At 64.6% G+C, this 23,321-nt stretch carries 20 protein-coding genes; 14 read left to right on the forward strand and 6 right to left on the reverse strand.

Annotated features, from left to right (window positions below; all coding sequences use genetic code 11):
- Nucleotides 1–13 precede the first annotated feature (13 nt).
- Both CFE35_RS08420 and CFE35_RS08425 read right to left on the reverse strand, forming a co-directional pair.
- Nucleotides 14–604, reverse strand: coding sequence for a TetR/AcrR family transcriptional regulator (locus CFE35_RS08420; RefSeq protein ID WP_292929971.1), 591 nt, complete (start codon nucleotides 602–604; stop codon nucleotides 14–16).
- Nucleotides 589–1,848 carry an aromatic ring-hydroxylating dioxygenase subunit alpha gene (locus CFE35_RS08425; RefSeq protein WP_292929973.1) on the reverse strand — a complete coding sequence of 420 codons (1,260 nt, stop codon included), beginning with the start codon at nucleotides 1,846–1,848 and terminating at the stop codon, nucleotides 589–591. Before CFE35_RS08425 ends, CFE35_RS08420 begins: the two co-directional genes overlap by 16 nt.
- Nucleotides 1,849–2,038: 190 nt before the next feature.
- Here CFE35_RS08425 and CFE35_RS08430 point away from each other — a divergent pair, with 190 nt between their 5' ends.
- The 3 genes from CFE35_RS08430 to CFE35_RS08440 are packed head-to-tail and all read left to right on the forward strand — an operon-like array spanning nucleotide 2,039 to nucleotide 3,955.
- Nucleotides 2,039–2,389: a Rieske (2Fe-2S) protein gene (locus CFE35_RS08430; protein WP_292929975.1), complete on the forward strand. Its 351-nt coding sequence runs from the start codon at nucleotides 2,039–2,041 to the stop codon at nucleotides 2,387–2,389.
- Between the two features lie 13 nt (nucleotides 2,390–2,402).
- On the forward strand, nucleotides 2,403–3,593 hold the full coding sequence (locus CFE35_RS08435) for an SRPBCC family protein (protein ID WP_292929977.1): 1,191 nt from the start codon (nucleotides 2,403–2,405) through the stop codon (nucleotides 3,591–3,593).
- Between the two features lie 2 nt (nucleotides 3,594–3,595).
- Nucleotides 3,596–3,955: an EthD domain-containing protein gene (locus tag CFE35_RS08440; RefSeq protein ID WP_292929979.1), complete on the forward strand. Its 360-nt coding sequence runs from the start codon at nucleotides 3,596–3,598 to the stop codon at nucleotides 3,953–3,955.
- Between the two features lie 9 nt (nucleotides 3,956–3,964).
- Here CFE35_RS08440 and CFE35_RS08445 read toward each other — a convergent pair whose 3' ends face one another.
- Entirely contained in the window at nucleotides 3,965–4,399 is a 435-nt protein-coding gene (locus tag CFE35_RS08445) for a nuclear transport factor 2 family protein (RefSeq protein ID WP_292929981.1), read from the reverse strand.
- Nucleotides 4,400–4,509: 110 nt separating this feature from the next.
- A complete protein-coding gene (locus CFE35_RS08450) occupies nucleotides 4,510–5,172 on the reverse strand; it encodes a TetR/AcrR family transcriptional regulator (protein WP_292929983.1) in 663 nt (220 codons plus the stop codon).
- Nucleotides 5,173–5,431: 259 nt separating this feature from the next.
- Between CFE35_RS08450 and CFE35_RS08455 the strand changes: the two genes are divergently transcribed.
- The 9 genes from CFE35_RS08455 (at nucleotide 5,432) to CFE35_RS08495 (ending at nucleotide 15,020) form a co-directional block, all read left to right on the forward strand.
- The gene (locus tag CFE35_RS08455) at nucleotides 5,432–7,726 is read left to right on the forward strand and encodes a TonB-dependent receptor (protein WP_292929985.1); all 2,295 of its coding nucleotides are present in this window, start codon (nucleotides 5,432–5,434) and stop codon (nucleotides 7,724–7,726) included.
- Between the two features lie 73 nt (nucleotides 7,727–7,799).
- Nucleotides 7,800–8,873 carry a nuclear transport factor 2 family protein gene (locus CFE35_RS08460; RefSeq protein WP_292929987.1) on the forward strand — a complete coding sequence of 358 codons (1,074 nt, stop codon included), beginning with the start codon at nucleotides 7,800–7,802 and terminating at the stop codon, nucleotides 8,871–8,873.
- A gap of 10 nt (nucleotides 8,874–8,883) precedes the next feature.
- Nucleotides 8,884–9,630: an SDR family oxidoreductase gene (locus CFE35_RS08465; RefSeq protein ID WP_292929989.1), complete on the forward strand. Its 747-nt coding sequence runs from the start codon at nucleotides 8,884–8,886 to the stop codon at nucleotides 9,628–9,630.
- A gap of 102 nt (nucleotides 9,631–9,732) precedes the next feature.
- The gene (locus CFE35_RS08470) at nucleotides 9,733–11,160 is read left to right on the forward strand and encodes an aromatic ring-hydroxylating dioxygenase subunit alpha (RefSeq protein ID WP_292929991.1); all 1,428 of its coding nucleotides are present in this window, start codon (nucleotides 9,733–9,735) and stop codon (nucleotides 11,158–11,160) included.
- 5 nt (nucleotides 11,161–11,165) lie between these two features.
- Nucleotides 11,166–11,684: a nuclear transport factor 2 family protein gene (locus CFE35_RS08475; RefSeq protein ID WP_292929993.1), complete on the forward strand. Its 519-nt coding sequence runs from the start codon at nucleotides 11,166–11,168 to the stop codon at nucleotides 11,682–11,684.
- Between the two features lie 11 nt (nucleotides 11,685–11,695).
- Nucleotides 11,696–12,250, forward strand: a complete 555-nt coding sequence (locus CFE35_RS08480) for a VOC family protein (RefSeq protein WP_292929995.1) — start codon at nucleotides 11,696–11,698, stop codon at nucleotides 12,248–12,250.
- A 17-nt stretch (nucleotides 12,251–12,267) separates the two neighbouring features.
- Nucleotides 12,268–12,708 carry a nuclear transport factor 2 family protein gene (locus CFE35_RS08485; RefSeq protein WP_292929997.1) on the forward strand — a complete coding sequence of 147 codons (441 nt, stop codon included), beginning with the start codon at nucleotides 12,268–12,270 and terminating at the stop codon, nucleotides 12,706–12,708.
- 15 nt (nucleotides 12,709–12,723) lie between these two features.
- Nucleotides 12,724–14,067, forward strand: coding sequence for an aromatic ring-hydroxylating dioxygenase subunit alpha (locus CFE35_RS08490; RefSeq protein WP_292929999.1), 1,344 nt, complete (start codon nucleotides 12,724–12,726; stop codon nucleotides 14,065–14,067).
- A gap of 83 nt (nucleotides 14,068–14,150) precedes the next feature.
- The gene (locus CFE35_RS08495; RefSeq protein ID WP_292930001.1) at nucleotides 14,151–15,020 is read left to right on the forward strand and encodes a LuxR C-terminal-related transcriptional regulator; all 870 of its coding nucleotides are present in this window, start codon (nucleotides 14,151–14,153) and stop codon (nucleotides 15,018–15,020) included.
- Here CFE35_RS08495 and CFE35_RS08500 read toward each other — a convergent pair.
- The gene (locus CFE35_RS08500; RefSeq protein WP_292930003.1) at nucleotides 14,999–16,897 is read right to left on the reverse strand and encodes a beta-galactosidase; all 1,899 of its coding nucleotides are present in this window, start codon (nucleotides 16,895–16,897) and stop codon (nucleotides 14,999–15,001) included. The two genes, CFE35_RS08495 and CFE35_RS08500, sit on opposite strands and share 22 nt — an antisense overlap.
- A gap of 68 nt (nucleotides 16,898–16,965) precedes the next feature.
- Between CFE35_RS08500 and CFE35_RS08505 the strand changes: the two genes are divergently transcribed.
- Complete coding sequence (locus CFE35_RS08505; protein WP_292930005.1) at nucleotides 16,966–18,375, forward strand: SLC5 family protein; 1,410 nt, start codon at nucleotides 16,966–16,968, stop codon at nucleotides 18,373–18,375.
- A gap of 439 nt (nucleotides 18,376–18,814) precedes the next feature.
- On the opposite strand, the gene CFE35_RS08510 is transcribed toward CFE35_RS08505, so the two are convergent.
- A complete protein-coding gene (locus CFE35_RS08510) occupies nucleotides 18,815–21,757 on the reverse strand; it encodes a TonB-dependent receptor (protein ID WP_366557132.1) in 2,943 nt (980 codons plus the stop codon).
- A 289-nt stretch (nucleotides 21,758–22,046) separates the two neighbouring features.
- Here CFE35_RS08510 and ribB point away from each other — a divergent pair, with 289 nt between their 5' ends.
- Nucleotides 22,047–23,315, forward strand: a complete 1,269-nt coding sequence (gene ribB / locus CFE35_RS08515) for a 3,4-dihydroxy-2-butanone-4-phosphate synthase (protein WP_292930009.1) — start codon at nucleotides 22,047–22,049, stop codon at nucleotides 23,313–23,315.
- The last annotated feature ends 6 nt before the right edge of the window (nucleotides 23,316–23,321 follow it).

The following is a 23,321-nucleotide window of genomic DNA, read 5'->3' on the forward strand; positions in this document are numbered from 1 at the left end:
GGCGGCGCGGGGTTCAGCCTGCGCGGCCCACCATCCGCGCCAGTGCCAAGTCGATCGCTTCGGCCTGCCGCGCGGCGGGCCATGCGGCGGGATCGAAGATCGCCTGCGTCGCGATCCCCACCAGCGCCGCGAACAAGGCGCTGGCGGTGGCCGGGCGCTCCGCCGCCGCGACATGGGCGCAGGCCGGATCCTGCGCGAGGCTATCGGCGATCCGGCTGGTGAATTCACGCATCCGGTCCCGCTGTTCGGCGGCATATTCGGGGTCCGCCATCGCCAGCCCCCAGAACGAGAACCACACCCGCCAATTGCGCAGGGCACCCGGTTCGGTCGGTAGCAGTGCGTGCAGCAGCGCGGCGACATCCGCGCCTTCCGCAGGCTGCGAGGCAGCGGTGCGCGCCGCCGAACTCAGCGCCGCATGGCGATAAGTCAGCAGCATCAGTGCGCGCTTGTCGGCGAAATAGTGCGTGACCGACTTGGTGCTGAACCCCGCCGCCTCGGCCACTGCCCGCACCGTCGCCGCATCCGCGCCGCCCGCCGCGACGAGATCGGCGGCCACTTCCGCCAAAGCAATGCGCCGCGCGGCGTGGTCTATCGCGGCAGGCATGATGCGGAAAGGAGCGCGGGGAGATCGGTGTCCCCGGCCGCGATCAGGCGGTCCAGCCAGCCGTGGAAGTGCTGGAGGCCACCCTCATTGCGGCCAAAGCGCACGTCACCGACCAGCCCGGTGCCAAACACCTGCTGCTGGAAGGCAGACGTCGGCAAGTCCTCATCGCCCACGACATGCGCCAGGAACGCGCCGAGATCGTCCATCATTCCCCGCGTTACCTCGTCCGGCGCGGTCTCGGCAAGGAAAGTCTGCGTGGTTGTCGAAGTGCCCACTTCTGCCCCCGGAACGACCACCGAGAGCAGCACCCCGCGCTGTCCATTGGGATAGAACGTGTTGATCGAAACGCCCGGAAACAGGATCCATTCGCCCATCAGCAGCGGATCGACGGGCTCGTCCGCGCCGGGCACGCGGCCCAGCGCATAGAGATCGTCGCGCGATGCCATGCCGGGGCGGCTCTGCGGCGCGATCACCCGCTGGTGGGCCCCCTGCGCGAAATAGAACGCGCGGTTGCTGCGGTCCGGGCCGAACGTTTCGCGGTGCAGGACGGGCACGTGATAGAATTCAAGGTGCGCATCGAACGCCAGCTTCCAGTTGGGGCCATGCAGGACGCGCGTGCCGGCATGAGTCCAGCTTTCCAGCCCGAAGCCTGCGATCAGATCATCGATCCCGCCCAGCAGATCGCCCGGATCGTGCGGACTGGCAGGATCGAGGATCGCCCAGACCAGCCCTGCCCGCTCCGCCACCGGAAAGCGCTTCATCGCCAGCGCCGCCTTGTCCACCGCGCCGAAATCGGCGGCGCTGGCAATGCCGATGAGCGCGCCGTCCTGCGCAAAGGTCCAGCCGTGATAGGGGCAGGTAAACCGCGCCGCCGCGCCGCAACCGCTCGCCACTGCCGCGCCGCGATGCGTGCAGCTGTTGAGCAGCGCATGGACCGCGCCATGCCGATCCCGCACAAGCAGGATCGAAATGCCCGCCACCTCCAACGTCTTGTAGTCGCCCGGCCCCGGCACTTCGCACGATGCGGCAAGAACTAGCGGCACCCGCTTGAAGATACGCTGCTTTTCCTGCGCGAACCGGTCCGGGCAGGTATAATGCGCAGCGTCCAGCGCCATGACCTCGTCCGCCAGCGGAAAGGTCTGCTCGGCGGTATGGCGCAGCAAGGCAGCCGCATGGTGTTCAAGGATAGTGCGTGCGCCGGGCGCAAGTGCAGCCTCCGGCTGGCGTGTGGTCACCAAGTTCATCGCCGAACTCTCCCGATGGACAAGAACACTGGCATAAGCGCGTCAGCCCCTTTATGCAACATACGTTGCACATCCGGTGATTGCTCATGACCTAGCCCTTTGGCCAGCCGCAGAGCCAATCCTGATCGGATAGGCAAACCGAACAAGGCCGCGGGCGCGCGCGCCTGCCGACCGAAGGAACCCTGCCGCCGTGAGCGAAAGCTGGCACCCCCTGATCGCCGAAACCGCCTTCCCCGCCGAGGGCAAGCTCGCCGCACGGATTGCCGGCTGGCACGTGCTGGCCGTGCGTGATGATAGCGGCACCTACTGCGCGGTGAACGATCGCTGCACGCATCAGGCCGCGCTGCTTTCGGGCGGGCGCGTGCGCCGCGGGGCGATCATGTGCCCGCTCCACGGCGCGCGCTTCGATGTCGGCAGCGGCAAGTGCCTCGGCGGCGCCTATCCGGACTTGCGCGCATTTCCCGTGCGCGTGACGGACGGCCAGATCGAGGTCTGCCTGCCAGACACGCCGCCCGGCCCGTCCGAAAGCCCCATCCATTGAGGACCCCAAGCCCATGAATCGAAACGAGCGGATCGGTGCGGCAGCCGCGAAGATGCGCGGCTATGTCGAGCAGAAGCAGACTTTCCTGACCAGCGCGGTGAAGCGCGTGCCGGCGCGCAGCTATACCGATCCCGACCAGTGGAAGGCCGAGATGGAACTGGTGTTCCGCCGCCTGCCGCTGATGCTGGCGTTCACGGCGGAACTACCAAAACCCGGCGATTACAAGGCGATGGACGTGATCGGCCTGCCGGTGCTGATCAATCGCGACAAGGCAGGCACCGTGCGCGCCTTCCTCAACGTCTGCCCGCATCGCGGCGCGCCGGTGGCGGGCGAAGGCCACGGCAATTGTCCGCGCTTCACCTGCAAGTACCACGGCTGGACCTTCGGGCCGGATGGCCGCCTGATCGGCGTTTCCGAAGCCAGCAAGTTCGGCACGGTCGACAAGGCCGACCTCGCCTTGCGCGAACTGCCCGCCGCCGAACGCGCGGGGATGATCTTCGTCTCGCTCACCCCCGGCGCGCCGATGGATATCGAGGATTTCACGCGCGGCTATCTGGAGGATTTCGAAGGCCTCGGCCTCGCAGACTGGACCTATCTGGGCAACCGCGTGATCGAAGGCGCCAACTGGAAGGTGGCCATCGACGGCTATCTCGAAGGCTACCACTTCGCCTCGCTCCACCCGCAGACGATCTATCCGCGCACCCCTTCGAACTGCGCGCATTACGAAGCTTTCGGGCCGCACATGCGCATCGGTTTTCCCCAGCACCGCATCGTCGAAACGCTGCCAGCCGTTCCGCGTGAGGAATGGGGCGCGCAGGAAAACAACGGCTTCGATTTCGCGCGGATCCTGTTTCCCAACGTCTCGATGTTCATCGCGCCCGAAATCACGCAAGTCGCGCAGTTGTTTCCCGGGCCGACACCAGATCGCAACCGCACCGTGCTCACCTACCTGCGGCGCGAACCGATCCGCGACGAGGCCGACCGGGAGCAGGCCGAGGCGGCGATGAACTTCTTCCGCGACGTGACTTACACCGAGGACTACCTCATCGGCATGGACGTGCAGCAGGGCCTCCAGTCCGGCGCGCACGACGAGTTCCTGTTCGGCCGCAACGAACCCGGAAACCAGTATTTTCATGAATGGCTCGATTGGTATCTTCAGGACGATACCGAGATACCCGAACCGGTGCTGCAAGCGGAGGACTGATGATGAGCATAACCGTGCTGACCCTGCTCAAGCGCCGCGCGGATATGACCAAGTCCGATTTCATCGCCTATTACGAAACCCACCACCGCCGGATCGGCGAGAAGGTGCTCGGCCCCTGGGCGATCCGGTACGAACGCAAGCACCTCCACCCGCTCGACGGCGCGGACATGGACTTCGATGCCGACGTCGTGATGGAAATCGAATTTCCGGATGAGGCGGCCATGGCCGAATGCTTCGCCGCGATGGCCGATGCCGATACTCGGCGCCTGATCACCGAGGACGAGGAGCGGTTGTTCGACCGCTCCCGCATCCGCACCTTCCGCGTGGAGCGGCACGTTTCGGACATGCCGCAGAAGAGCTGACCTTCCTGTTCAGTGCGCGAAGACGATCCGGTAGGCGCGCCGGGTGAATTTCCATTGCCCGCCGATCTTCCGCAGTTCATCGTCATAGCGCCCGGTGGTGTGCACCCGCGCGCCGGTTTCGGGATCGTCGTAAAGCTCGATGGTATAGGCGACCGCCTTCGCGTGATCCCCCTCCACTTCGATCGAGCCGGGCTGCATGAAATAGAGCATCGGCTTGGTGCAGCCCGCAAGGCCGTAGTGCTTCATCGATTCCGACCACGCCGCGACGATGGCCGTCTTGCCGTCGAACCCGCCCAGATCGGGATATTCGGGCAGTTCCCAATAGGCGTCCTCCGCCCAGATCGAACCCCACAGTTCGGGGTCGCGCGTCATCACGCCGTGGGCATGGGTGTCCATCAATTCGCGGATAGCGAGGCGGTCTTCGGCGGGGCCGGTAAAGGGCATGGGCTTTTCCTCCGCCCGGCCGGGCACCGGGGCTGGAGCATCATGTCCGGGGGAACCGGGGGCCGACTACTGGTACAAAGGCGGGTATTTCCGGCACCATCGCCGGTTTTCTAGACGCCAACCTTGTTGGCATAAATCAGGCGCAGGACCTCATTGGTCAGATTGTGAATCCGCTCGGTGCGGGCATCGCCATAGACCGGGTGTTGCAGCAGCATGCCCATGTGCACGGTGCTGACGAGATCGCTCGCCAGTTTCATCTGCTCCCACTGGTCGCGCCATTGCGGGAAGGATTCGATCATCTCGGCGATCCACACGTCGTCATACCGCCGCGCGACAGGGCCGAAGAACTGGTCGAGCTCCGTATCGGTGCGGGCCGCGACGGCCAGTTCGAGATAAGCCGAATACTCGCGCGAGTGCACGCTGCGCCAGTGCGCGGCGCTCGCAATCTCCAGCATCTCGGCTTCGGAACTGCGCGCGAGGTTCGACAGATAATCGTCTAGAAACAGCCGCATGCGCTGATAGAACACGTGTTCGACAACCGCTTCGACGAGATCCATGCGGGTCGGGAAATGGTGGTGCATCGAACCGCGCGAGGCGCCGGTGCGCTCCGCCACGGCCTGCGTGGTAAGGCCCGCATAGCCGCCCTCGACCAGGCAATCGATCGCCGCCTCCACCAGCCTGAGCCGCGTGCGCGCGCTCTTCTGCTGCTGCCAGCGCACGGGCTCTTCCCCCAACCCGGCAGGCAGCATCGCATGGAGCATGCGCGTCTTCATTGTCGATCCGGTCACTGGCGTCCTTTCGCCCATTATCTGGCCTTCGCCCGTCATCTGGGCACCTTGATGGCACATTTCCCGTCAATATTGACCCCGTATCGCATGTTTTCCCCCTGACCAAAGTTTCAGGTTCGGCGCTCCCCTGAACCCGGCATAAAACAGGCACCAGTGCCGGTTAATGACGAATCGCGCCGAAGCGATGTCCTGCCAGCCTGCCACTAGCCAAGCCGGGTACACCGGCGAGAGGGGAGTAGGACATATGAAGACGAACACCGCACCGCGCTTGCTGGCGGGCCTTTCGCTGCTGGCGCTGAGCGCAAGCCCCGCCTTCGCGCGGGAAGCCGCCCCCGCTGGCGAGGCCGACACCGGCATTCAGGAAATCGTCGTCACCGCGCAGAAGAAGGCGGAAAACATTCAGTCGGTGCCGATCTCGATCGCGGCCGTGGGCGGCGAAACGCTGAAGGCCTACAACGTCACGACGCTGCAGGCGCTGCAGGGCACGGTGCCCAATGTCCAGATCGACAACTTCGCCAACACCCCCAACAACGCGGTGTTCACGATCCGCGGCATCGGCGTGATCGAGCCAGATCCCTATGCCGGCAACACCGTGTCGATCGTGGTCGATGGCGTGCCCCAGTTCTTCTCGATGGGCGCGCTGCTCGATACCTATGACACCGGCCGGGTCGAGATCCTGCGCGGTCCGCAGGGCACGCTGTTCGGCGCGAACACCACCGGCGGCGTGGTCAACGTGGTCACCAACCAGCCCACCGGCGAATTCGGCGGCGAAGTCCGCGCGACATATGGCAACTGGGACCGCTTCGACATCAACGGCTCGATCGAGGCGCCCATCGTCAGGGACAAGCTCAGCCTCAAGGTTTCGGGCATCCACACGCAGCGCAAGGGTTGGGTCACGAACGTGTGGAACGGCGAGGACATGGGCCGCAAGAACGTGAACGCGGTGCGCGGCCAGCTGATGTTCACCCCCAATTCCGATGTAAAGATCACGCTGCAGGGCGAATATGTCGGCGCGCGCAATGGCGCTCCGGTGGTGGTCAATGGCGGCCTTCCGGGCGAGGCGAACTATGTGCCCGCAGGCACGTTCTGGAACGGCGCGGTCCTGCCGATGTACACCAGCCCCTGCGCCGTGCCGAACGCGCCGTGCAAGGCACCGGACGAGTACTTCTCGGGCAACAACGAAGTGCCCGACAAGTCGAACATGACGACCCGCTTCGGCATTGCGACGATCCAGTACAACAACACCCCGCTGGGCGATATCACCGCGATCACCGGCTACAAGAACTTCACGCTGTTTGAATATACCGATCAGGACGGCACGGCGAAGACCAACAACGCGACCCGCCGCCGCACCCACGGCTGGCAGTTCAGCCAGGAAATCCGCAGCGCCTTCAACGTGGGCGATAGCTTCAACGCAGTGGCGGGCCTGTTCTTCCTCAAGACCAATTACCACCACTACCAGATGTACCATCTGGACTTCGCGCTGCCCGGCCTGATCCAGTACAACGTGCAGGATCAGGGCACCAAGTCGTTCTCGGCCTTCGTGCAGAGCTACACGAAGCTGGCCGACGGCCTGAAGCTCTCCGCCGGCGTGCGCTTTACGCATGACAGCATCGATGCGCGCTCCACGCTCGATCTGGGCTTCGGCAGCAAGCCGCTCACCTCGAAGAACTGGGACAAGTTCGACGTCAAGTTCCCCGGAAGCCTCGATGTCGGCGGCAAGAAGAGCTGGGACAACGTGGGCTGGAAGCTGGGCCTCGATTACGAGCTTGGCCGGGGCCAGCTCGTCTATGCCAGCTGGGCGCGCGGCTTCAAGTCGGGCGGCTTCACCGGCCGCATCGGCGTGGCGGCGGACGGCGACACGCCCTACAACCCGGAAAAGGTCGATACCTTCGAAGTGGGCCTCAAGGCCGATTTCCTCGACCGGCATCTGCGCCTGAACCTCGCGGCCTTCACCACCAACTACCGCGACATGCAGGTGGCGCAGATCTATTTCGATCCGGCTACCAACGTGCAGGGCAACCGCATCCTCAATGCCGCCGCCTCGCGCATCAAGGGCTTCGAGCTCGAAGCGCAGGCGATCCCGGTCGAAGGCCTGACACTGCGCGGCTCGCTCGCCTACCTCGATGCGAAGTACAAGGAATTCCTCTACTTCGATCCGGTCAGCGCCAAGTTCACGCAGCTTGCCGGGCGCGATCTGCAGAACGCCCCGCGCTGGTCCTCCACCCTCGGCGCGAACTACACCTACAAGCTGGCGGGTGGCGCGAAAGTCGTGGCGGACGTGAGCTGGCTCTACACCGCGCAGAAGTTCTACACGGCGGTGACCAACACCCCGCGTTCCAGCGTGCAGCCGACCTACTACCTCGATGCGCTGCTGACCTTCACCGGCGCGGATGACCGCTACTCGATCGGCCTGTGGGGCAAGAACCTGCTCGACAAGCGTTACATTTCAACCGTCTACGACTCGCCCGGCTACATGGGCCTCGTCGGCTACGCGCCGCCGCGCCAGTTCGGGGTGACCGCCGGCTACAAGTTCTGACCCCTCCTCCCTGCCCCCGGCTGGCCTGCCTCACACGCAGCGGCCAGTCGGGGACTTTTTCGAGGAGACCCGAATGCTGACACCCCATGATCTTGCCGCCCGCCACGGCATCCTGAACGCGCTCGCGCTTCACAGCCGGGGCGTCGACCGGGGCGATGCCGCCCTCCTCGGCAGCGCCTATCACCCCGGTGCCACGGTGGATTACGGCTTCTTTGCGGGCCCCGCCGAAACGCTCGTCGCCATTCTCGGCGAAGCGCAAAAGGCCGCACCGCCATCCACGCACCGCACGTCCAACAGCTGGATCAAGGTGTCCGGCAATGAGGCCATCAGCGAATCCTACGTCATCGCCCATGTCGAAGATGCCGAGACGCAGCGCATGGTGCTGGGCCGCTATCTCGACACGCTCGCCCGGCGCGGCGGGGAATGGCGCATCACGCACCGCCAGTATGTGATCGAAGGCAATACCAACCGCACGGGCACCGCCGCGCGCGGCGATGGCAGCCTCGATCTTGCGCATTACGTGCCCCAGGGCGGCAAGCAGGCCGCCGATCCGGGCCGCGCGCTGCTCGCCTTCCACGCCGCCGAAATCGCTGCAAACGCAACGGGAAGCCAGACCATGTCCCATCCCTCCGAAACAGCCCTCGCCGATGCTTTGGCCCGCGCCGAAATCCACGACTTGTGCATGGCATATGCCCGCGGCGTGGACCGGGCCGACCGCGCGCTGCTCGCCGCGATCTTCAGCGAGGACTCCGTCGTCGTCAGCGGCGCGGTCAACGCCAGCGGCGCGGAATTCGCGCGCGCGATCTGCGATTTCGTCGAAGGCGCGCTCCAGATGTGCTTCCACTCGGTCGCCAACGAATGGATCGAGGTGCACGGCGACGAGGCCATCGGCGAGCACTATGCCCTCGCCCATATGGTGATGGACGGGCAGGACGTCACCACCGGCGGCCGCTATATCGACCGCTATGTGAAGCGCGGCGGCAAGTGGCTGATCCGCAGCCGCACCTTCGTCTGCGACTGGAACACTTCGCACCCCTCCACGCTCGATCGCGGCGGCTTCTATGCCGCGCTGACCAATTGGGGCTGCTTCGGCAAGGCCGATCCCGTTTACGCGCACTGGGCCTCGCTCGGCAGCGCACAGACCTGAAAGGACAACCATGGGCAAGTTGAACGGGCGCGTTGCGCTCATTACCGGCGGGGCTTCGGGCCTCGGCGCGGAAGATGCGCGGGTGCTGGCGCGCGAAGGTGCGAAGGTGGTCATCACCGACATGAACGTTGATCTGGGCGAAGCGGTCGCTGCCGAAATCCCCGGCGCGCTGTTCCTCCAGCAGGACGTGCGCGATGAAGCCCGCTGGCGCGCAGTCGTGGCCGAGACGGTCAGCCGCTTCGGCAGGCTCGACACGCTGGTCAACAACGCCGGCCTCGTCCGCTTCGCCGATATCGAGGCGATGTCCTACGAAGAGTTCCGCCTGCAAGTCGATGTCATGCTCGGCGGCACGTTCCTCGGCTGCCGCGCCGCACTTCCGCTGATGAGCCGCGATGGATCGGGTTCGATCATCAACATGGCTTCGGTCGCGGGCCTCAAGGGGATCAGCGCGATCCCGGCTTATACCGCCGCCAAGGCCGGGATCATCGGCATGACCCGCTCCATCGCGGTCCATTGCCAGGAAGCGAAAAACCGCATCCGCGTGAACGCCATCGCGCCGGGCGGCATCGTCACCCCGATGACCGCGCAGGCGCTGGCCGAATTGCCCGCCGATCATGCCGGGCTCGATCAGGCGAGCAACCACGGCATGGGCCAGCCCAGCGATATCGCCAACATGGTGCTCTACCTCGCCAGCGACGATGGCCGCCACATCACCGGCACCACGATCACCATCGACAACGGCGAAACCGCAAGCTGATCCCTATTCATTTCAGTAGGCCAAAGGGGGACACAGTGGACGAGCGCTAAAACAGGCAATAATGCCTGTTTTAGCGAACTGGCCCAACAGGAGAGTGCATCAATGCTCGAAATGATCCGCGAGCACGGCCTACCGGACTCCGGCGCGGCTGATCCGGCGCAGCGCTGCCCCGATGCGCCCAGCGTGCAGCAGATCGTGGCGGCGGACCTGATCCCCCCGCCCCCCGTGCTCACGTTCGAACAGCCCGCCGATCTCGGCACCGCGCCTATCGCGGTGAACCGCTATTTCGATCCGGAGATCTTCAAAGCCGAGATCGAGAAGATCTGGAAGCGCACCTGGCAATGGGTCTGCCGCGAGGATCACATCCCCGAACCCGGCGACTTCTACACTTACGAGGTCGCGCACCTCTCCTATGTCGTCGTGCGGCAGGAAGACGGCAGCGTGAAAGGCTTCGTGAATTCGTGCCTCCACCGCTCGACCAAGTTCAAGCGCGGCGAAGGCGTCGGTTCGGGCAATGATCTGCGCTGCCCCTATCACGGCTGGACCTGGGAGAACGACGGCGCGCTGAAGGCCGTGCCTTGCGCGTGGGATTTTGCCCATATCGATCCCGCCAAGACCAGCCTGCCCGAAGTGCGCGTCGGCCATTGGGGCGGCTTCGTGTTCATCAACCCTTCGCCGGAAGGGCCGAGCCTCGAAGAATTCCTCGCCCCCCTGCCCGAGCATTTCAAGAACTGGGACATCGCGAACCGCCACGTCTCGGTCCACGTGGCGAAGGAACTGCCCTGCAACTGGAAGACCGCGCAGGAAGCCTTCCTCGAATCCTACCACGTGCTCGAAACCCACCCGCAGCTGCTCAAAGGCGTGGGCGATGCGAACGTCCAGTATGATTGCCATTCGGATCACGTGACGCGCTTCTACGCCGCCAGCGGGGTCAACTCCCCCCACCTCGCCCAGCCGCTGAGCGAGGAAGAACTGCTCGCCACGATGATCCTTGGCGACAGCGATTCCCGCGGCGAAGCGCTCACCGTACCGCCGGGGGAAACCGCACGCACGGTCATGGCCCGCCACCTGCGCGGCGTGCTCGGCCAGCAATACGGCGCCGATCTCTCGTCCGTCTCGGACAGCGAGATGATCGACACCATCGAATACCACGTGTTCCCCAACATGGTGCTGTTCCCCGGCCTCTCGCTGCCGATGGCCTACCGCTTCCGCCCGATCGGCAGCGATCCGGAACGCACGCTGTTCGAAATCCTGTTCCTGCGCCCCAATCCGGCGGATGGCCGCGCGCCCGAACCGCCCGAGCCGTACCATGTCGCCGAACGCGAGAGTTACGCCAGCGCCCCCGGCTTCGATGCGGCGATGGGCCACGTCTACGATCAGGACACCGACAACTTGCGCGCCCAGCAGCAGGGCTTCCGCGCCAGCGCGACCGGCGTCCAGCAGCTCGGCAACTATCAGGAAACGCGCATTCGCCACTTCCAGATGGTGATCGACAAGTACCTGGCTGCCAAAGAAGATAGGGCGGAGTGAGGAGGATGGCGTTCGATCTCGAAGCGGAAGTCCGCGATCTCGCCGCCCGGCGCGATATCCACGATTGCCTGTGCCGCTACATGCGCGGGCAGGACCGGCTCGATCCCGTGCTCCACCGCAGCGCGTTCCACGATGACGCGTGGGTGGACTGCGGATTGATGAACGGCAGCGCGGACGCGTTCGTCGCCTTCGCGCAAGGCTTCCTCGGCGATATCGAGGGCAGCCAGCACATCATCGGGCAAGTCCAGCTCACCGTGAACGGCGATGCCGCCTCGGGTGAAGTCTACTTCTTCGCCTGGCACCGCCTGCACGAAGAAGGCGTCCCCACCGACCTCCTCGTCGCGGGCCGCTACATCGACGAATATGCCTGCCGGGGTGGCGACTGGCGCATCGTGCGCCGCCGCGAACTGGTCGACTGGGCCAAGAGCACCCCTGCCGCCGACCAGTTCCTGAAAGACAACGCCCTCCCCATGGGCGCGCGCCGCGGCGCCGACTTCAGCGAAACCCGCAACTGGCCAGTGTGAGTATCCCCAACATGCTTCCCATTTCCGTCACCCCCGGCCAAGTCGGCCCCCACTTCATGCAGGCCGCCTTTATCGTCGAAGACGTCGAGAAAGCCGCGCTCGCATGGGTCGCGGCAACCGGCATCGGCCCGTTTTTCCTCGTGCCACACATCCAGCTCAATGAAGCACGCTATCGCGGCGCACTGGTCGACGGGATCGATTTCACCGTCGCCATCGCGCAATCGGGCGGCGTGCAGGTGGAGCTGATCCAGCAGCACTGCGACAACCCCAGCGCCTACCGCGACACCGTGCCCAAGGGCCAAGAGGGATTCCACCACTTCTGCATCTACACCGATGACTACGACGCGGTGGTCCAGCGCTACACCGATCAGGGCTTCGCCGTCGCGGTCGCGGGCCAGTTCGGCGAAATGCGCTTCTGCTACATCGATACTGCCCCCGCGCTCGGCTGCATGATGGAGATCGTCGAGCAGGACGAGGCCCAGACCGCCGCCTTCACCCGCATCGCCGAGGGCGCGCAAGGCTGGGACGGCGTGACCGACCCGATCCGCCCCCTCTTCCCCGCCTGACCAAGGAAGCTTGCCTCATGTCCATTCCCTGCCCCATCGAAGACCGTCTCGCCATTCAGGACGTGCTGATCGCCTATGCCCACGCGGTCGATAACATCGGCAATATCGAAGGCGTGCTCGATGTGTTCACGCCTGATGCCGTGTTCGATCTTTCCGGCATCGGCCTCGCGCCAGTGAACGGCCACGAAGGCATCCGCGCGTTCTTCACCAATGTCTTCGCCAACATGGCGCACCACGCGCACTACCTCACCAACTTCGCGATCACCGCCTATGCCGGCGATACCGCCTCGATCCGCGCTTATGTGATCGGCATGGGCGTGGGCAAGGACGGCCAGGGCGTGACGGTCAACGGCCGCTACTACTTCGACGTCGTGCGCACTGCCGCTGGCTGGAAGGCCGCGCACTACACGATGGACTTCCTGATGCCGCTCAGCGGCTCGCTGGAAAACGCCAAGTAATTCCGGAGAGCTGCGATGGCCGACTACATCACCATTCCCGATCCTGCCGCGAACTATCCCACCAGCCCGGACGCGGAATTCCCCCGCGCACGCGGTGATGCGATCACCGGCGAGCGTTACACGTCAAAGGCGTTTGCTGAGGCCGAGTGGCAGAAGATGTGGACCCGCGTGTGGCACCTCGGCGGCCGCGTCTCGCAGCTTGAGGAAGCGGGCGACTTCGTCACGCACAACTTCCTGCGCCAGTCGGTGATCATGGTGAAGCAGCAGGACGGCTCCATCCGCGCGTTCCACAACGTGTGCCGCCACCGCGGCAACCGGCTGGTCGGCACGGCGGAAGGCGGCGTCAACGGGCACTTCACCTGCCCCTACCACGGCTGGAAGTGGGGCATCGATGGCGGTCTGGACTGGGTTCAGGACGAAGAAGACTTCGCCGAAGGTTCGCCCTGCGGCAAGCTGCGGCTGAAAGAAGTGCCCTGCGAGACCTGGGGCGGCTTCATCTTCTACAGCTTCGATCCCAACGCGGTGCCGCTGCTCGAATACCTCCACCCCATCCCCACGCTGCTGGCGGGCCGCGATCTGGCTTCTTGGAAGCGCGTCGTGTGGCGCACGCTGCGCGTCAACACCAACTGGAAGTTCGCCTCGGACAACTTCAACGAGGCCTATCACATCCCGGCGGTGCATCCGCAGTTCGAAGGGATGATCGACGATCACTATTCGACCACCGTGTTCGAGATGTACCCCACCGGGCACAACCGCATGATCGAGAAGCTCCAGCCCTCCAGCCGCTATCCCGATGCGCAGCAAGTGAAGCCGCTGTGGGCCGATGTGCTGAAGGAATGGGGCCTTGATCCCGCCGAGTTCGAAGGCCGCGCGCAGGAAGGGCGGATCGCCTTGCAGCAGGCGCGGCGCAAGCTGGGGCCAGCACGCGGGTTCGTCCACTTCGATACGCTTAGCGATGCGGAGCTGACCGACCAGTTCCACCACACCTGCTTCCCGAACCTGACGATCACCGGCACACCCGAAGGGCTGCACGTGTTCCGCACCGAACCCGATATGGAAGACCCCAACTGGTCGACGTTCGACTACTGGTATCTCTCCCCCGAAGTGAAGGGGCAGGACATTCCGACGCTCTACGGCATGCGCACCTGGGCCGATGCCGAGCACCAGACCGGCGAATTCGCGGCTTATCAGGCGGAGATCAAGCAGGGCGATTTCCTGATCCAGGACCTCGAAGTGGCGGTCAGCCAGCAGCAGGGCCTGCATTCGCTCGGCTTCGACAAGGCGTACCTCGCGGGGCAGGAAACCCGCGTCCACCGCTTCCACGAAGTGCTCAACGACTACATCGAAGGGCGGCGCTGAGCCGCAAGTCTGCCCCTGCCCGGCACCCGCCGGGCAGGCATGGTCCGACCCGGTAGCCGGGCGTGACGAAGGAGGAGGATGACATGATCTCGCTCAAAGGCGCCACCACTCTGCCCGTCCGCGCAGAAGCTGCATCCCTGCCCGCGCTCACACGCCGCGAGGCACCGACCCGCGCCGCGCGCGCTGGCGCCTTTCCGGTTTCCACCATCGACAGCGTGCGCATCCGCTGTCCGGAGGACGTGCGCCGCGCGGCAGAGGCGCTCAATGCCCTCGCGCTCCAGCACGGCATGCGCGCCGCGCCCGCGCACAACATAGCGGACAAGCGCACGCCCATCGATGCCGAGGGCAATATCCTTGCGCGCGATGTGTTCGGGTGGACCGGCGGCAAGGCATGGTGGCGCAATTCGCGCATTGCGCTCGATTCCCCCATCGCGTCGGCCTGCCGCTTTGAAAGCGAGCCGTTCTGGGTCAACGCCGATGGCTTCCGCACCCGCCAGCCGAACCACTACCTTGCCGCCATCGACCTCGCCAATTTCGAGGCGCGCGCGATGACCCGCGCGGCCATCGTCGTGCCCGTCCACCTCCCCTTCGGCCAGATTGGTGCGGTCAGCTTCAATCCGCTCGATCCGGACACGACCGACCTCGAAGACCTGTTCCAGCGCCACGGCGATGCGTTCGGGACTTATGCCCGCACGTTCATCACCAGCTATGTCCACGCGATGGGGTCGGTGCAGGCGCTGCCCCCCGGCACGCGCCTTTCGAAGCGAGAGGTGGAATGCCTGCGCTGGGCCGCCATCGGCAAGACCGACATGGAAATCAGCATGATCATGGAGCGCAGCCGTGCCACGGTCCGCTTCCACATCTACAACGCCTCGGTAAAGCTCAACGCGGTCAACCGCAGCCAGACCGTCTTCAAGGCGGCGCAGCTTGGCTACATCTCGCTGACGACCTGAACGCCGACCACGACGCCGGCGGGCGGCAGCGTGGCCTCGCCGATCAGCGGCGCGCCTATCAGGCCTTCGGGCAAGCCCTGCGGATGCGCGGCATAGTTGAACACAAACACGAGGCTTCCGGCGCGCCGCACGCGCAGGCCTTCGGGCAGCGGCATCACGGCAAGGCCCGCCGCCTCCGCCGCCTGCCGCAGCATCGCCGCGCGCGTAGCCTCGGCCGGATAGCGCGCCAGGTAATGCAAGCGGCCGTGTATGAAATGGCCGGGTGCCGCTTCGGGCAGCGCGGTTTCCACCGTCTCGATCCATTCGCACGGCGCGCCGCGCAACGTTTCCACCCGCGTGACACGCAGCGGCAGGATCTGTTGCAGCGGCCCCGGTGCCAGCTGCGCCGGGATGCTGAAATCGGCAGTCTTGCCCCCGCTCCCTGCGCCGATCACGACCACCGCGCCGCTGGCTGCCAGCCGCTGCACGAAGGCCTCATCCATGATCGGCTGGCACGGGATCACCACCAGCGCATAGCCGCCAAGGTCTGCCGCGCTGGACACGATATCGATATCCAGCCCCAGTTGCCGCAGCGCCGAGTAGTACTCGAACGCAATGCGCAGCGCCGAAAAGCCCTGCCCCTGCGGCATGATCCCGGTCACCCAGTCGCTCGCATAATCGAACACCAGCGCCACCGGGCTGCGGACTTTCCCCACTGGCGCAAGCGCCGCGATATCGCGCGCCGCCGCCCGCGCCTCGCCCGCGCCTTCGGCTTCGGTGCTATCGGGCCGCAGCAGGCCCGCATGCATCTGCTCCTGCGCAAACGGGGCCTGCCGCCAGCGGAAATAGCTCACCAGTTCCGCCCCGTGCGCCATCGCTTCCAGCGTCCACAGCCGCACCATGCCCGGCAGCGGCGCGGGATTATAGCGCGCCCAGTTCACCGGCCCCGGCTGCTGCTCCATCACCCACCAGCGGCCATCGCGCTGGCAGCCGCGATAGAGATCATGGTGAAACGCGGCGATATCGGGATGGCCTTGCCGTGCATAGGCCTGCTTCTCCTCCGGGCTGAACCAGAACTGCTCCAGAAACCCCAGCGGATAGGAATCCCAGCTCGCCACATCGAGGTCCGCGCCCACTGCATGGTGATCGAACTGGGTGAAGAAGCCCATGAAGTTGTGCACCACATCCCGCCCCGGTGAGAGCCGCCGCAGGATCGCCACTTGCCGCCGGTTGAACGCGGCCACCTGATCCGAAGAGAACCGCCGGAAATCAAGATCATGCGCCGGATTGGGCACAGTCACTGTCAAGTTTGGCAGATCGATCTCATCAAAGCTGCGATACTCCATCGACCAGAACACATTGCCCCACGCCGCATTCAGCGCCGCCACATCGCCATATTTCGCCGCCAGCCAGCGACGGAAGCCATCGCACGCCGCCTCTGACCAGCTCCACGCCGTATCGTGGCAGCCATACTCGTTGTCGGTCTGCCACGCCGCCACCGCCGGATGCTGGCCATAGCGCGCCGCCATCACCGCCACGATCCGCTCGCATTCGCGGGCATAGCCTTCGTGGCTGAAGCAATAGTGCCGCCGCGATCCGAACCGGCGCGCCCGGCCCTGTTGATCCAGCGCGATCATGTCCGGCATCCGGTCGACCAGCCACTTGGGCGGCGTAGCGGTGGGCGTGCCCATCACGATTTTCAGCCCCGCCGCCGCCAGCGTCTCCACCGCGCGGTCGAGCCACTCCCACGCATAGTGGCCCGGCTCAGGCTCGATCCGGCTCCACGCAAATTCGCCGATGCGCACGTGGCTGATGCCGATCTCCGCCATGCGCCGCGCGTCTTCGGCCCACAGGTCCTCGAGCCAGTGTTCGGGATAGTAGCAGACGCCAAGTTTCATGGGTTTTCAGCCGCGTTTGATCGGTTAAGACACGTAACAAGCCCGCAAGAGGCTAAGGGAGAGACCGGTTGATAGTCCAGCTTTGTGTTGCGCTGCTGATCAGCGCGCTGATCGGGTATGCCACATGGGCCAAAGTGCGCAGTGCGCATGCCGCGCATGATGGCTCCGGGCGCGACGTGTTCCTGGCGGGCGGCGGGCTCTCGTGGCTGTTCGTCGCCGGCTCGATCACGCTTACCAATCTCTCCACCGAACAGCTCGTCGGCAACAACGGCAACCAGATGCTGCTGCTGGCGTGGTGGGAACTGGCGGGCTTCATCGGCCTCCTCATCCTCGCCTTCGTGTTCGTGCCGATCTACTACCGCCACGGCTGCACCACCGTCACCGAACTGCTCGACCGGCGCTATCAGGGCGGCAGCGTGCGCACCTTGGTCGCGGGGATTTTCCTCGTCGGCTCGGTGCTGATTTATATTCCCGCCGCGCTCTATTCGGGCAGTCTGTTCCTGAAGACGATGCTCGGTTTCGAAGGCTCGCTGCTGGTCTTCGCCGCGCCCATGGCCGCTGTCGCCGCGCTCTACACCATCCTCGGCGGCCTGCGCGCCGTCGCGGTGATGGACACTTACGCGGGCATCGGCGTGCTCGCCATCGCCATGCTGGTCGTCGTGCTCGCCCTGAACGCCATTGGCTGGGATTTTTCGGGCGTCCCCGCCGACCGCCTGACTCTCATCGGCTCCAACGCATCGCCGATCCCGTTCCACACGCTGTTCACCGGCATGATCTTCATCCAGATCTTCTACTGGTCGACGAACCAGAACATCACGCAAAAAGCGATGACGGCCCCCACCGTGCAAGAGGCGCAGCGCGGCGTGCTGGCGGCTGCCGTGGTGCGCATCCTCATCATTCCGCTGATCGTGGTCGTGCCCGGCGTTGCGGCCTTCAAGCTGTTCGGCCCGCTGGGCGATGCCGCCTATGGCCGGATCGTCGCGCATGTCCTGCCCGGCTGGCTGATCGGCTCGTTCGCCGCGCTGATGGCCGCCGCGGTCATCGCGCATACCGCCGCGATCCTCAACGGCGCAGTCGCGCTCTATTCGATGGACTTTCACGACCGCTTCATCGCCCGGATCTCCGATCACTGGAAGATCGCCACCCGCGCCACCTTGGCCATGGCGGTGATCGGCGTAGCGCTCGTACCGATGTTCCAGAATGCGCAGAACATCATCAACTTGCTGCAGCAATTGAACGGCCTCACCTCGATGCCGATCCTCGCGGCCTTCATTGTCGGCCTGCTGTTCAAGGGCGTGCGCGCCGAAGCCGCCAGCCTCGCGATCCTGTTCGGCGTGGCGTTCTACGGCTGGCTCTCATTCGCCCCGCCCGCGTTCCTGCCCGGCTGGTTCCACTATATCGATGCAATGCTGGTCACGCTGCTGGCCTGCGTGGGCGTAGCGCTGGGCGTGAATCGCCTGATCGGGGCGCGCGCCTAAAGGCAGCTGGCTCGCCGCTGATCTGTTTGCGTCGGCCCGTGCCTGACACGGTTCTTCTCGCCTATGACCAGGAAAGAAAAGCCAAGGCCCGGATCAGGTTCGGGCCGACGGGTCCATTTGATACCAATTGACCCAAGGCATTTTGATCAGGAGGTCATAGCCCACGGAATCTCTTCGTCGCCCCGTGCTTGACACGGGGCTGGGCTAGCCTTTGCCGTAAAGCCAAGGCGGGTGGCAATCACGGGCCGATGAAAGCCGCTTGAAGAAGAAACCGAACTTCCGTTCCATGCACTGCCTCGCCCCCTACCCTTCCATGCGCAATCTGACGGCGGCTCGGGCTGCCTGCGCATCCCAAACAGCAAGACGCCGGAGGTTTCCCCCCGGCGTCCGCTTTTACCGGCCGAGCGCGTGAGCGCTCAGGCCGGTTCCCCCCAATCGATCAGAACTTGAAGCCAGCCGCGATACCATAGCGGCGCGGTTCAAGCGTGAAGACGTTGGTGAAGTTACCCGAGGACTGGTCGGTCACGTAGAGACCAGTCACCGAGTTGTTGTCGGTGATGTTCTGGATGAAGCCGCGGATGAACCACTTCTTGTCCGGACCATCGAGCTGAAGCTGCGCATTCAGCTGCGTAAACGCCGGAACCCGGTCAATCACGCCGTTGAAGATCGTGCCGTCGGAAGCGCCGTTAAACGTAAGATCGACGCGCGGCGTCAGGGTCAGCGCACCGACCGGGGCTGCATACTGCACACCGGCCGCGAACTTGAGGCTCGGCGCGTTGGGCAGCTTGTTGCCGCGGATGTTGACCGGGAGGCCCGATGCTTCAACCGTCACGCCGCCGAACGGCGCACCGCCGCCAGTTGCCGCCGCCACCGACTGCAGCACCGAGCAGATGCTGTAGGCGCCGGTCGAGGCAATACCACCGCCAGCAGGGAAGGAAGTCGTTCCTTGCAGGTTGGCGCCCGGCGAAACCAAGAACTTGCCAGGGTTTGCCGGATCGGGGATGCCAGCGTTGATCAGCTGGTTGGCCGTGTTGACGAAGGCATTCACACCGGCAACGTTGCCCGAGGTCGAGGCCACCGCGCAGTTTGCCGCGTTGGTGATGTCCTTGATGATCACGGCATCCTTGCGGCCCGCGCCGAAATCACGCGGGTTCGAAAGGAACTTGTCCTGCGACACTTCGGTGTGAAGGTAGCTGAAGTTCATGTTGATCGTCAGTTCGCGGACCGGACGAACGATGGCTTCTGCTTCGACACCGTAGATCGTGGCATCGACGTTGTCGTTGACCGAAGTACGCGCCACGATGCGGGAGAGCTGCAGGCCCTTGTACTTGTAGTAGAACCCGGTGAGGTTCAGCTGCAGCGCACCATTCCCGAAGCTGTTCTTCGAACCGATTTCGAAGGCATTGACGAACTCGGGGTTGAAGTTTTCCGGCACCGCAAAGATCGGCGACAGCGGCGGGTTGATACCGCCCGACTTGTAGCCGCGCGAGTACGAGGCATAGAGCAGGTTGTCGGGCGTGACCTGGAAGTCCAGCACGGCACGGCCCGTCCATTCCCCGAACTTGCTCTGGCGCTGCTGCACCAGCTGGTTGCCGGCAAGGCCCGGATCGGCGTCATACGAACCCACATACGGGGAGTCGAAGACGTCGGCCGTGCCGTAGGGCACCAGGAAGCTGGCGAGCGTCGTGCGCGCCGTGATGCTCTTCTTGTCGTTGTTGTAGCGCAGGCCGACCGTCAGCTTCAGGCGATCGTTCATCTTCCAGTAGGCTTCACCGAAGATGCCGAACGTGGTCAGCTTGTAGCCATCGTTCATCGCGCCGTTGTTGCGGTAGAACGGTGTGCCGAGGTACGCAGGCGGCAGGCCGGCACCGAGCGCCGAGAACGCTCCGACCACGCCGTTGAAGTAGTCCAGACCGAACGAGTTCACGTAGTAGCTGTTCTCGCTGACCTTGAACTGGCCGTAGATACCGCCGAGCAGGAAGTTGAACGGACCGTCGAACTTGGTCGTCAACACGCCTTCTGCCGTCCAGGAAGACTGCGTCTGGTTCGAACGGTCGAAGTCGAGCGGCGTGCTGGCACAAGTGCTGTGGCCGCCGAAGATACCCGTACCCGACGGTTCGGACAGCGAGGTGCAGAGCGGACCGGCAGGGCCCTGCGGAATGAGCGCGGAGGCTGCCGGCTTCAGGTAGGCCTGCAGACCCGGCCCAAGCAGACCAGCACCGGCAGCGCCAAGCGCGCCAAGCCCGGCGGCATAGCTCGTGCGGTCAGATACGGCGAGGTTGTAGTCCTGCTGCGAATCCACCTTGGTGCGCTGATAGTTACCGGTAACGCGCAAGTTGAACTTTTCGCCGATATCCTGACGCCACACACCCTGCAGCACCGTTTCCGACGTAGCATACGTCGGCCGGAAGTCGGTGTTGACCACGCGCGGATCGGCCGGGTTCACGACATTGCCATAAACGCTGGGGCCGTAGATGCTGCCCAGCGCAAACGCGGTGGGCAGGCCGCGGATCGCGAAGAATTCCTTCGAGGTCAGGATATTCGCCAGCAGCGCGTTGCTGTTGGTGGTGCTGGTGCCACGCGTGGTGTTGAGGCAGCCCAGAATGCCGGTGGGATCCTCCTGGCAATACTGCTTCTGGATACGCATGCGGCTGTCCTTCTCGTGGAAGTACTGGCCCATGAGTTCGATCGTGGTCGAAGACGACGGCTGCCAGGTCAGCGACCCGCGCAGACCGTACATGTCACGGTCGTCGATCTTCGAATTGTCGAACAGGTTCTTGGTGTAGCCGTCGCGCTTCAGATAGAAGCCTGCTGCGCGCACTGCCAGCGTATCGCCCAGCGGCACGTTGACCATGCCACGCACGCGCACCGAATTGTAGTTGCCGTATTCGGCATCGCCCGAAGCCGAGAAACCGTTGAGATCAGCCTTGGCGGTGCGGAAGTTGACCACGCCCGAAGTCGCGTTGCGGCCAAACAGCGTGCCCTGCGGACCGCGCAGCACTTCGACCTGCTGCAGATCGTAGAATTCACCTTCGAACAGGCGCGAGGCAAACAGCGGTGCGTCGTTGATGTGAATGGCGGTCGCGCTGTCGCAGGTGACGCCGGTGCAAAGGTCACCGATGCCGCGAATGGTGAAGCTCGACGACGTGAAGTTCGTCTTGGTGAAAGTGATGTTCGGCAGCGAGAGCTGGAGATCCGAAGGGTTGCGGATCTGCTGCTTGTCGAGTCCATCCTTGGTGAACGCGCTGATCGCGATCGGCACCGATTGCAGGCGCTGCGACTGGCGCTGCGCGGTCACGATGATTTCCTGGACACCCGGGCCGGTATCCGCGCTCTGCGCATTCTGCGCGAACGACGGCGTGGCAACGGCTGCTGCGCACACACCAGCCAACAGGGTAAGTTTGCCCCTCATATCAATGTCCTCTCTCTTCAGCGGGTGCCCATCATTTTTGAGGGTCGACCATCTGCCTACAGAACATAGCGGAACACTTGCATTGTCAACCGCTCAGTTAAATTTTGCCGGTGCCGTAGCGGCAGGTAGCACCAAGGTGTGTCTCTGCAGACACCTTTTGCATCATTTAGTGACTGGAATCGCGAATCATTCCAGTTTTCCGCATCGCAATGTGAACACCCCTGTTGCACCTCACATTATGATGTGAGATAAGCTGCTCATGTCCAGTGAACTCATCGATCGCATCCGCCGCCTCATCGTCGATGGCGGCATGTCCCGTTCGGGCCTCGCCCGCGCTGCGGGGCTTCACGCCAACACCCTGCGCGATGCAGGCCTGCCCGGCTGGAACCCTACCGCCGACACGCTCGCCAAGCTGGAGCGCGTGCTCGATGAAAACGATGACACGCCCGCGCTGGTCCCGATCGAGGAAATCATCGACGAGGCGCGCAACGGGCGTATGTTCATCCTCGTCGACGACGAAGACCGCGAAAACGAGGGCGATCTCGTCATCCCCGCGCAGATGGCCACACCCGATGCGGTCAACTTCATGGCCACGCATGGCCGCGGCCTGATCTGCCTTACGCTCACCCGCACCCGCACCGAACAGCTCGGGCTCGAGCTGATGGCGCGCAACAACGGCACCCGCCACGAAACCGCCTTCACCGTCTCGATCGAAGCGCGCGAAGGCGTGACCACCGGGATTTCCGCTGCCGACCGGGCACGCACCGTGGCGGTCGCCATCGATGCCGCCAAAACGAAGGACGACATCGTTACCCCCGGCCATGTGTTCCCGCTGATCGCACGCGATGGCGGTGTGCTGGTTCGCGCCGGGCACACCGAAGCCGCGGTCGATATCTCGCGCCTTGCCGGGCTCAATCCTTCGGGCGTGATCTGCGAGATCATGAAGGACGACGGCACGATGGCGCGGATGGACGATCTCGTCCCCTTCGCGCGGCGCCACGGCCTCAAGATGGGCACGATCCGCGATCTCATCGAATATCGCCGCCGCCACGATCACCTTGTCGAATGCACTGACCAGCAGCCGTTCCATTCGGACTACGGCGGCGACTGGACGATCAAGACCTATCGCAACAAGATCGATGGCGTCGTCCACCTTGTCCTCCAGAAGGGCGCAGTGCAACCCGATCAGCCGACGCTGGTGCGCATGCACGGCATCTCGATCCTGTCCGACGTGCTCGGCCAGCCCGGCCCGCGCAAGCGCAGCCTGCAGCGCGCGATGAGCGAGATCGGCAAGGCCGGCTCGGGCGTGATCGTGCTGCTCATGCCCGGCGGCAGCGAAGGGCTGCAGGCCGAGATCGCGGGCCGCGCCGGGGATATGGACTTGCGCAGTTATGGTATTGGCGCGCAGATCCTCGCGGACCTTGGCATCCACGACATGATCCTGCTGACCAATTCGCATCGCAACATCGTTGCCATCGAGGGCTACGGCCTCAACATCGTCGGCGAACAGCCGATCACGGCGGAGTAAGCGCGC

This window comes from Novosphingobium sp. PASSN1, from assembly GCF_002278815.1.

Bases quoted from the DNA above. Each gene is read 5' to 3' on its own strand.
- CFE35_RS08485 (WP_292929997.1), top strand. From the start codon at position 12,268: ATGTCCATTCCCTGCCCCATCGAAGACCGTCTCGCCATTCAGGACGTG.
- CFE35_RS08445 (WP_292929981.1), bottom strand. From the start codon at position 4,399: ATGCCCTTTACCGGCCCCGCCGAAGACCGCCTCGCTATCCGCGAATTG.
- CFE35_RS08495 (WP_292930001.1), top strand. From the start codon at position 14,151: ATGATCTCGCTCAAAGGCGCCACCACTCTGCCCGTCCGCGCAGAAGCT.
- CFE35_RS08480 (WP_292929995.1), top strand. From the start codon at position 11,696: ATGCTTCCCATTTCCGTCACCCCCGGCCAAGTCGGCCCCCACTTCATG.
- CFE35_RS08440 (WP_292929979.1), top strand. From the start codon at position 3,596: ATGAGCATAACCGTGCTGACCCTGCTCAAGCGCCGCGCGGATATGACC.
- CFE35_RS08490 (WP_292929999.1), top strand. From the start codon at position 12,724: ATGGCCGACTACATCACCATTCCCGATCCTGCCGCGAACTATCCCACC.
- CFE35_RS08435 (WP_292929977.1), top strand. From the start codon at position 2,403: ATGAATCGAAACGAGCGGATCGGTGCGGCAGCCGCGAAGATGCGCGGC.
- CFE35_RS08425 (WP_292929973.1), bottom strand. From the start codon at position 1,848: ATGAACTTGGTGACCACACGCCAGCCGGAGGCTGCACTTGCGCCCGGC.
- CFE35_RS08475 (WP_292929993.1), top strand. From the start codon at position 11,166: ATGGCGTTCGATCTCGAAGCGGAAGTCCGCGATCTCGCCGCCCGGCGC.
- CFE35_RS08450 (WP_292929983.1), bottom strand. From the start codon at position 5,172: ATGAAGACGCGCATGCTCCATGCGATGCTGCCTGCCGGGTTGGGGGAA.
- CFE35_RS08500 (WP_292930003.1), bottom strand. From the start codon at position 16,897: ATGAAACTTGGCGTCTGCTACTATCCCGAACACTGGCTCGAGGACCTG.
- CFE35_RS08420 (WP_292929971.1), bottom strand. From the start codon at position 604: ATGCCTGCCGCGATAGACCACGCCGCGCGGCGCATTGCTTTGGCGGAA.
- CFE35_RS08455 (WP_292929985.1), top strand. From the start codon at position 5,432: ATGAAGACGAACACCGCACCGCGCTTGCTGGCGGGCCTTTCGCTGCTG.
- ribB (WP_292930009.1), top strand. From the start codon at position 22,047: ATGTCCAGTGAACTCATCGATCGCATCCGCCGCCTCATCGTCGATGGC.
- CFE35_RS08470 (WP_292929991.1), top strand. From the start codon at position 9,733: ATGCTCGAAATGATCCGCGAGCACGGCCTACCGGACTCCGGCGCGGCT.
- CFE35_RS08460 (WP_292929987.1), top strand. From the start codon at position 7,800: ATGCTGACACCCCATGATCTTGCCGCCCGCCACGGCATCCTGAACGCG.
- CFE35_RS08465 (WP_292929989.1), top strand. From the start codon at position 8,884: ATGGGCAAGTTGAACGGGCGCGTTGCGCTCATTACCGGCGGGGCTTCG.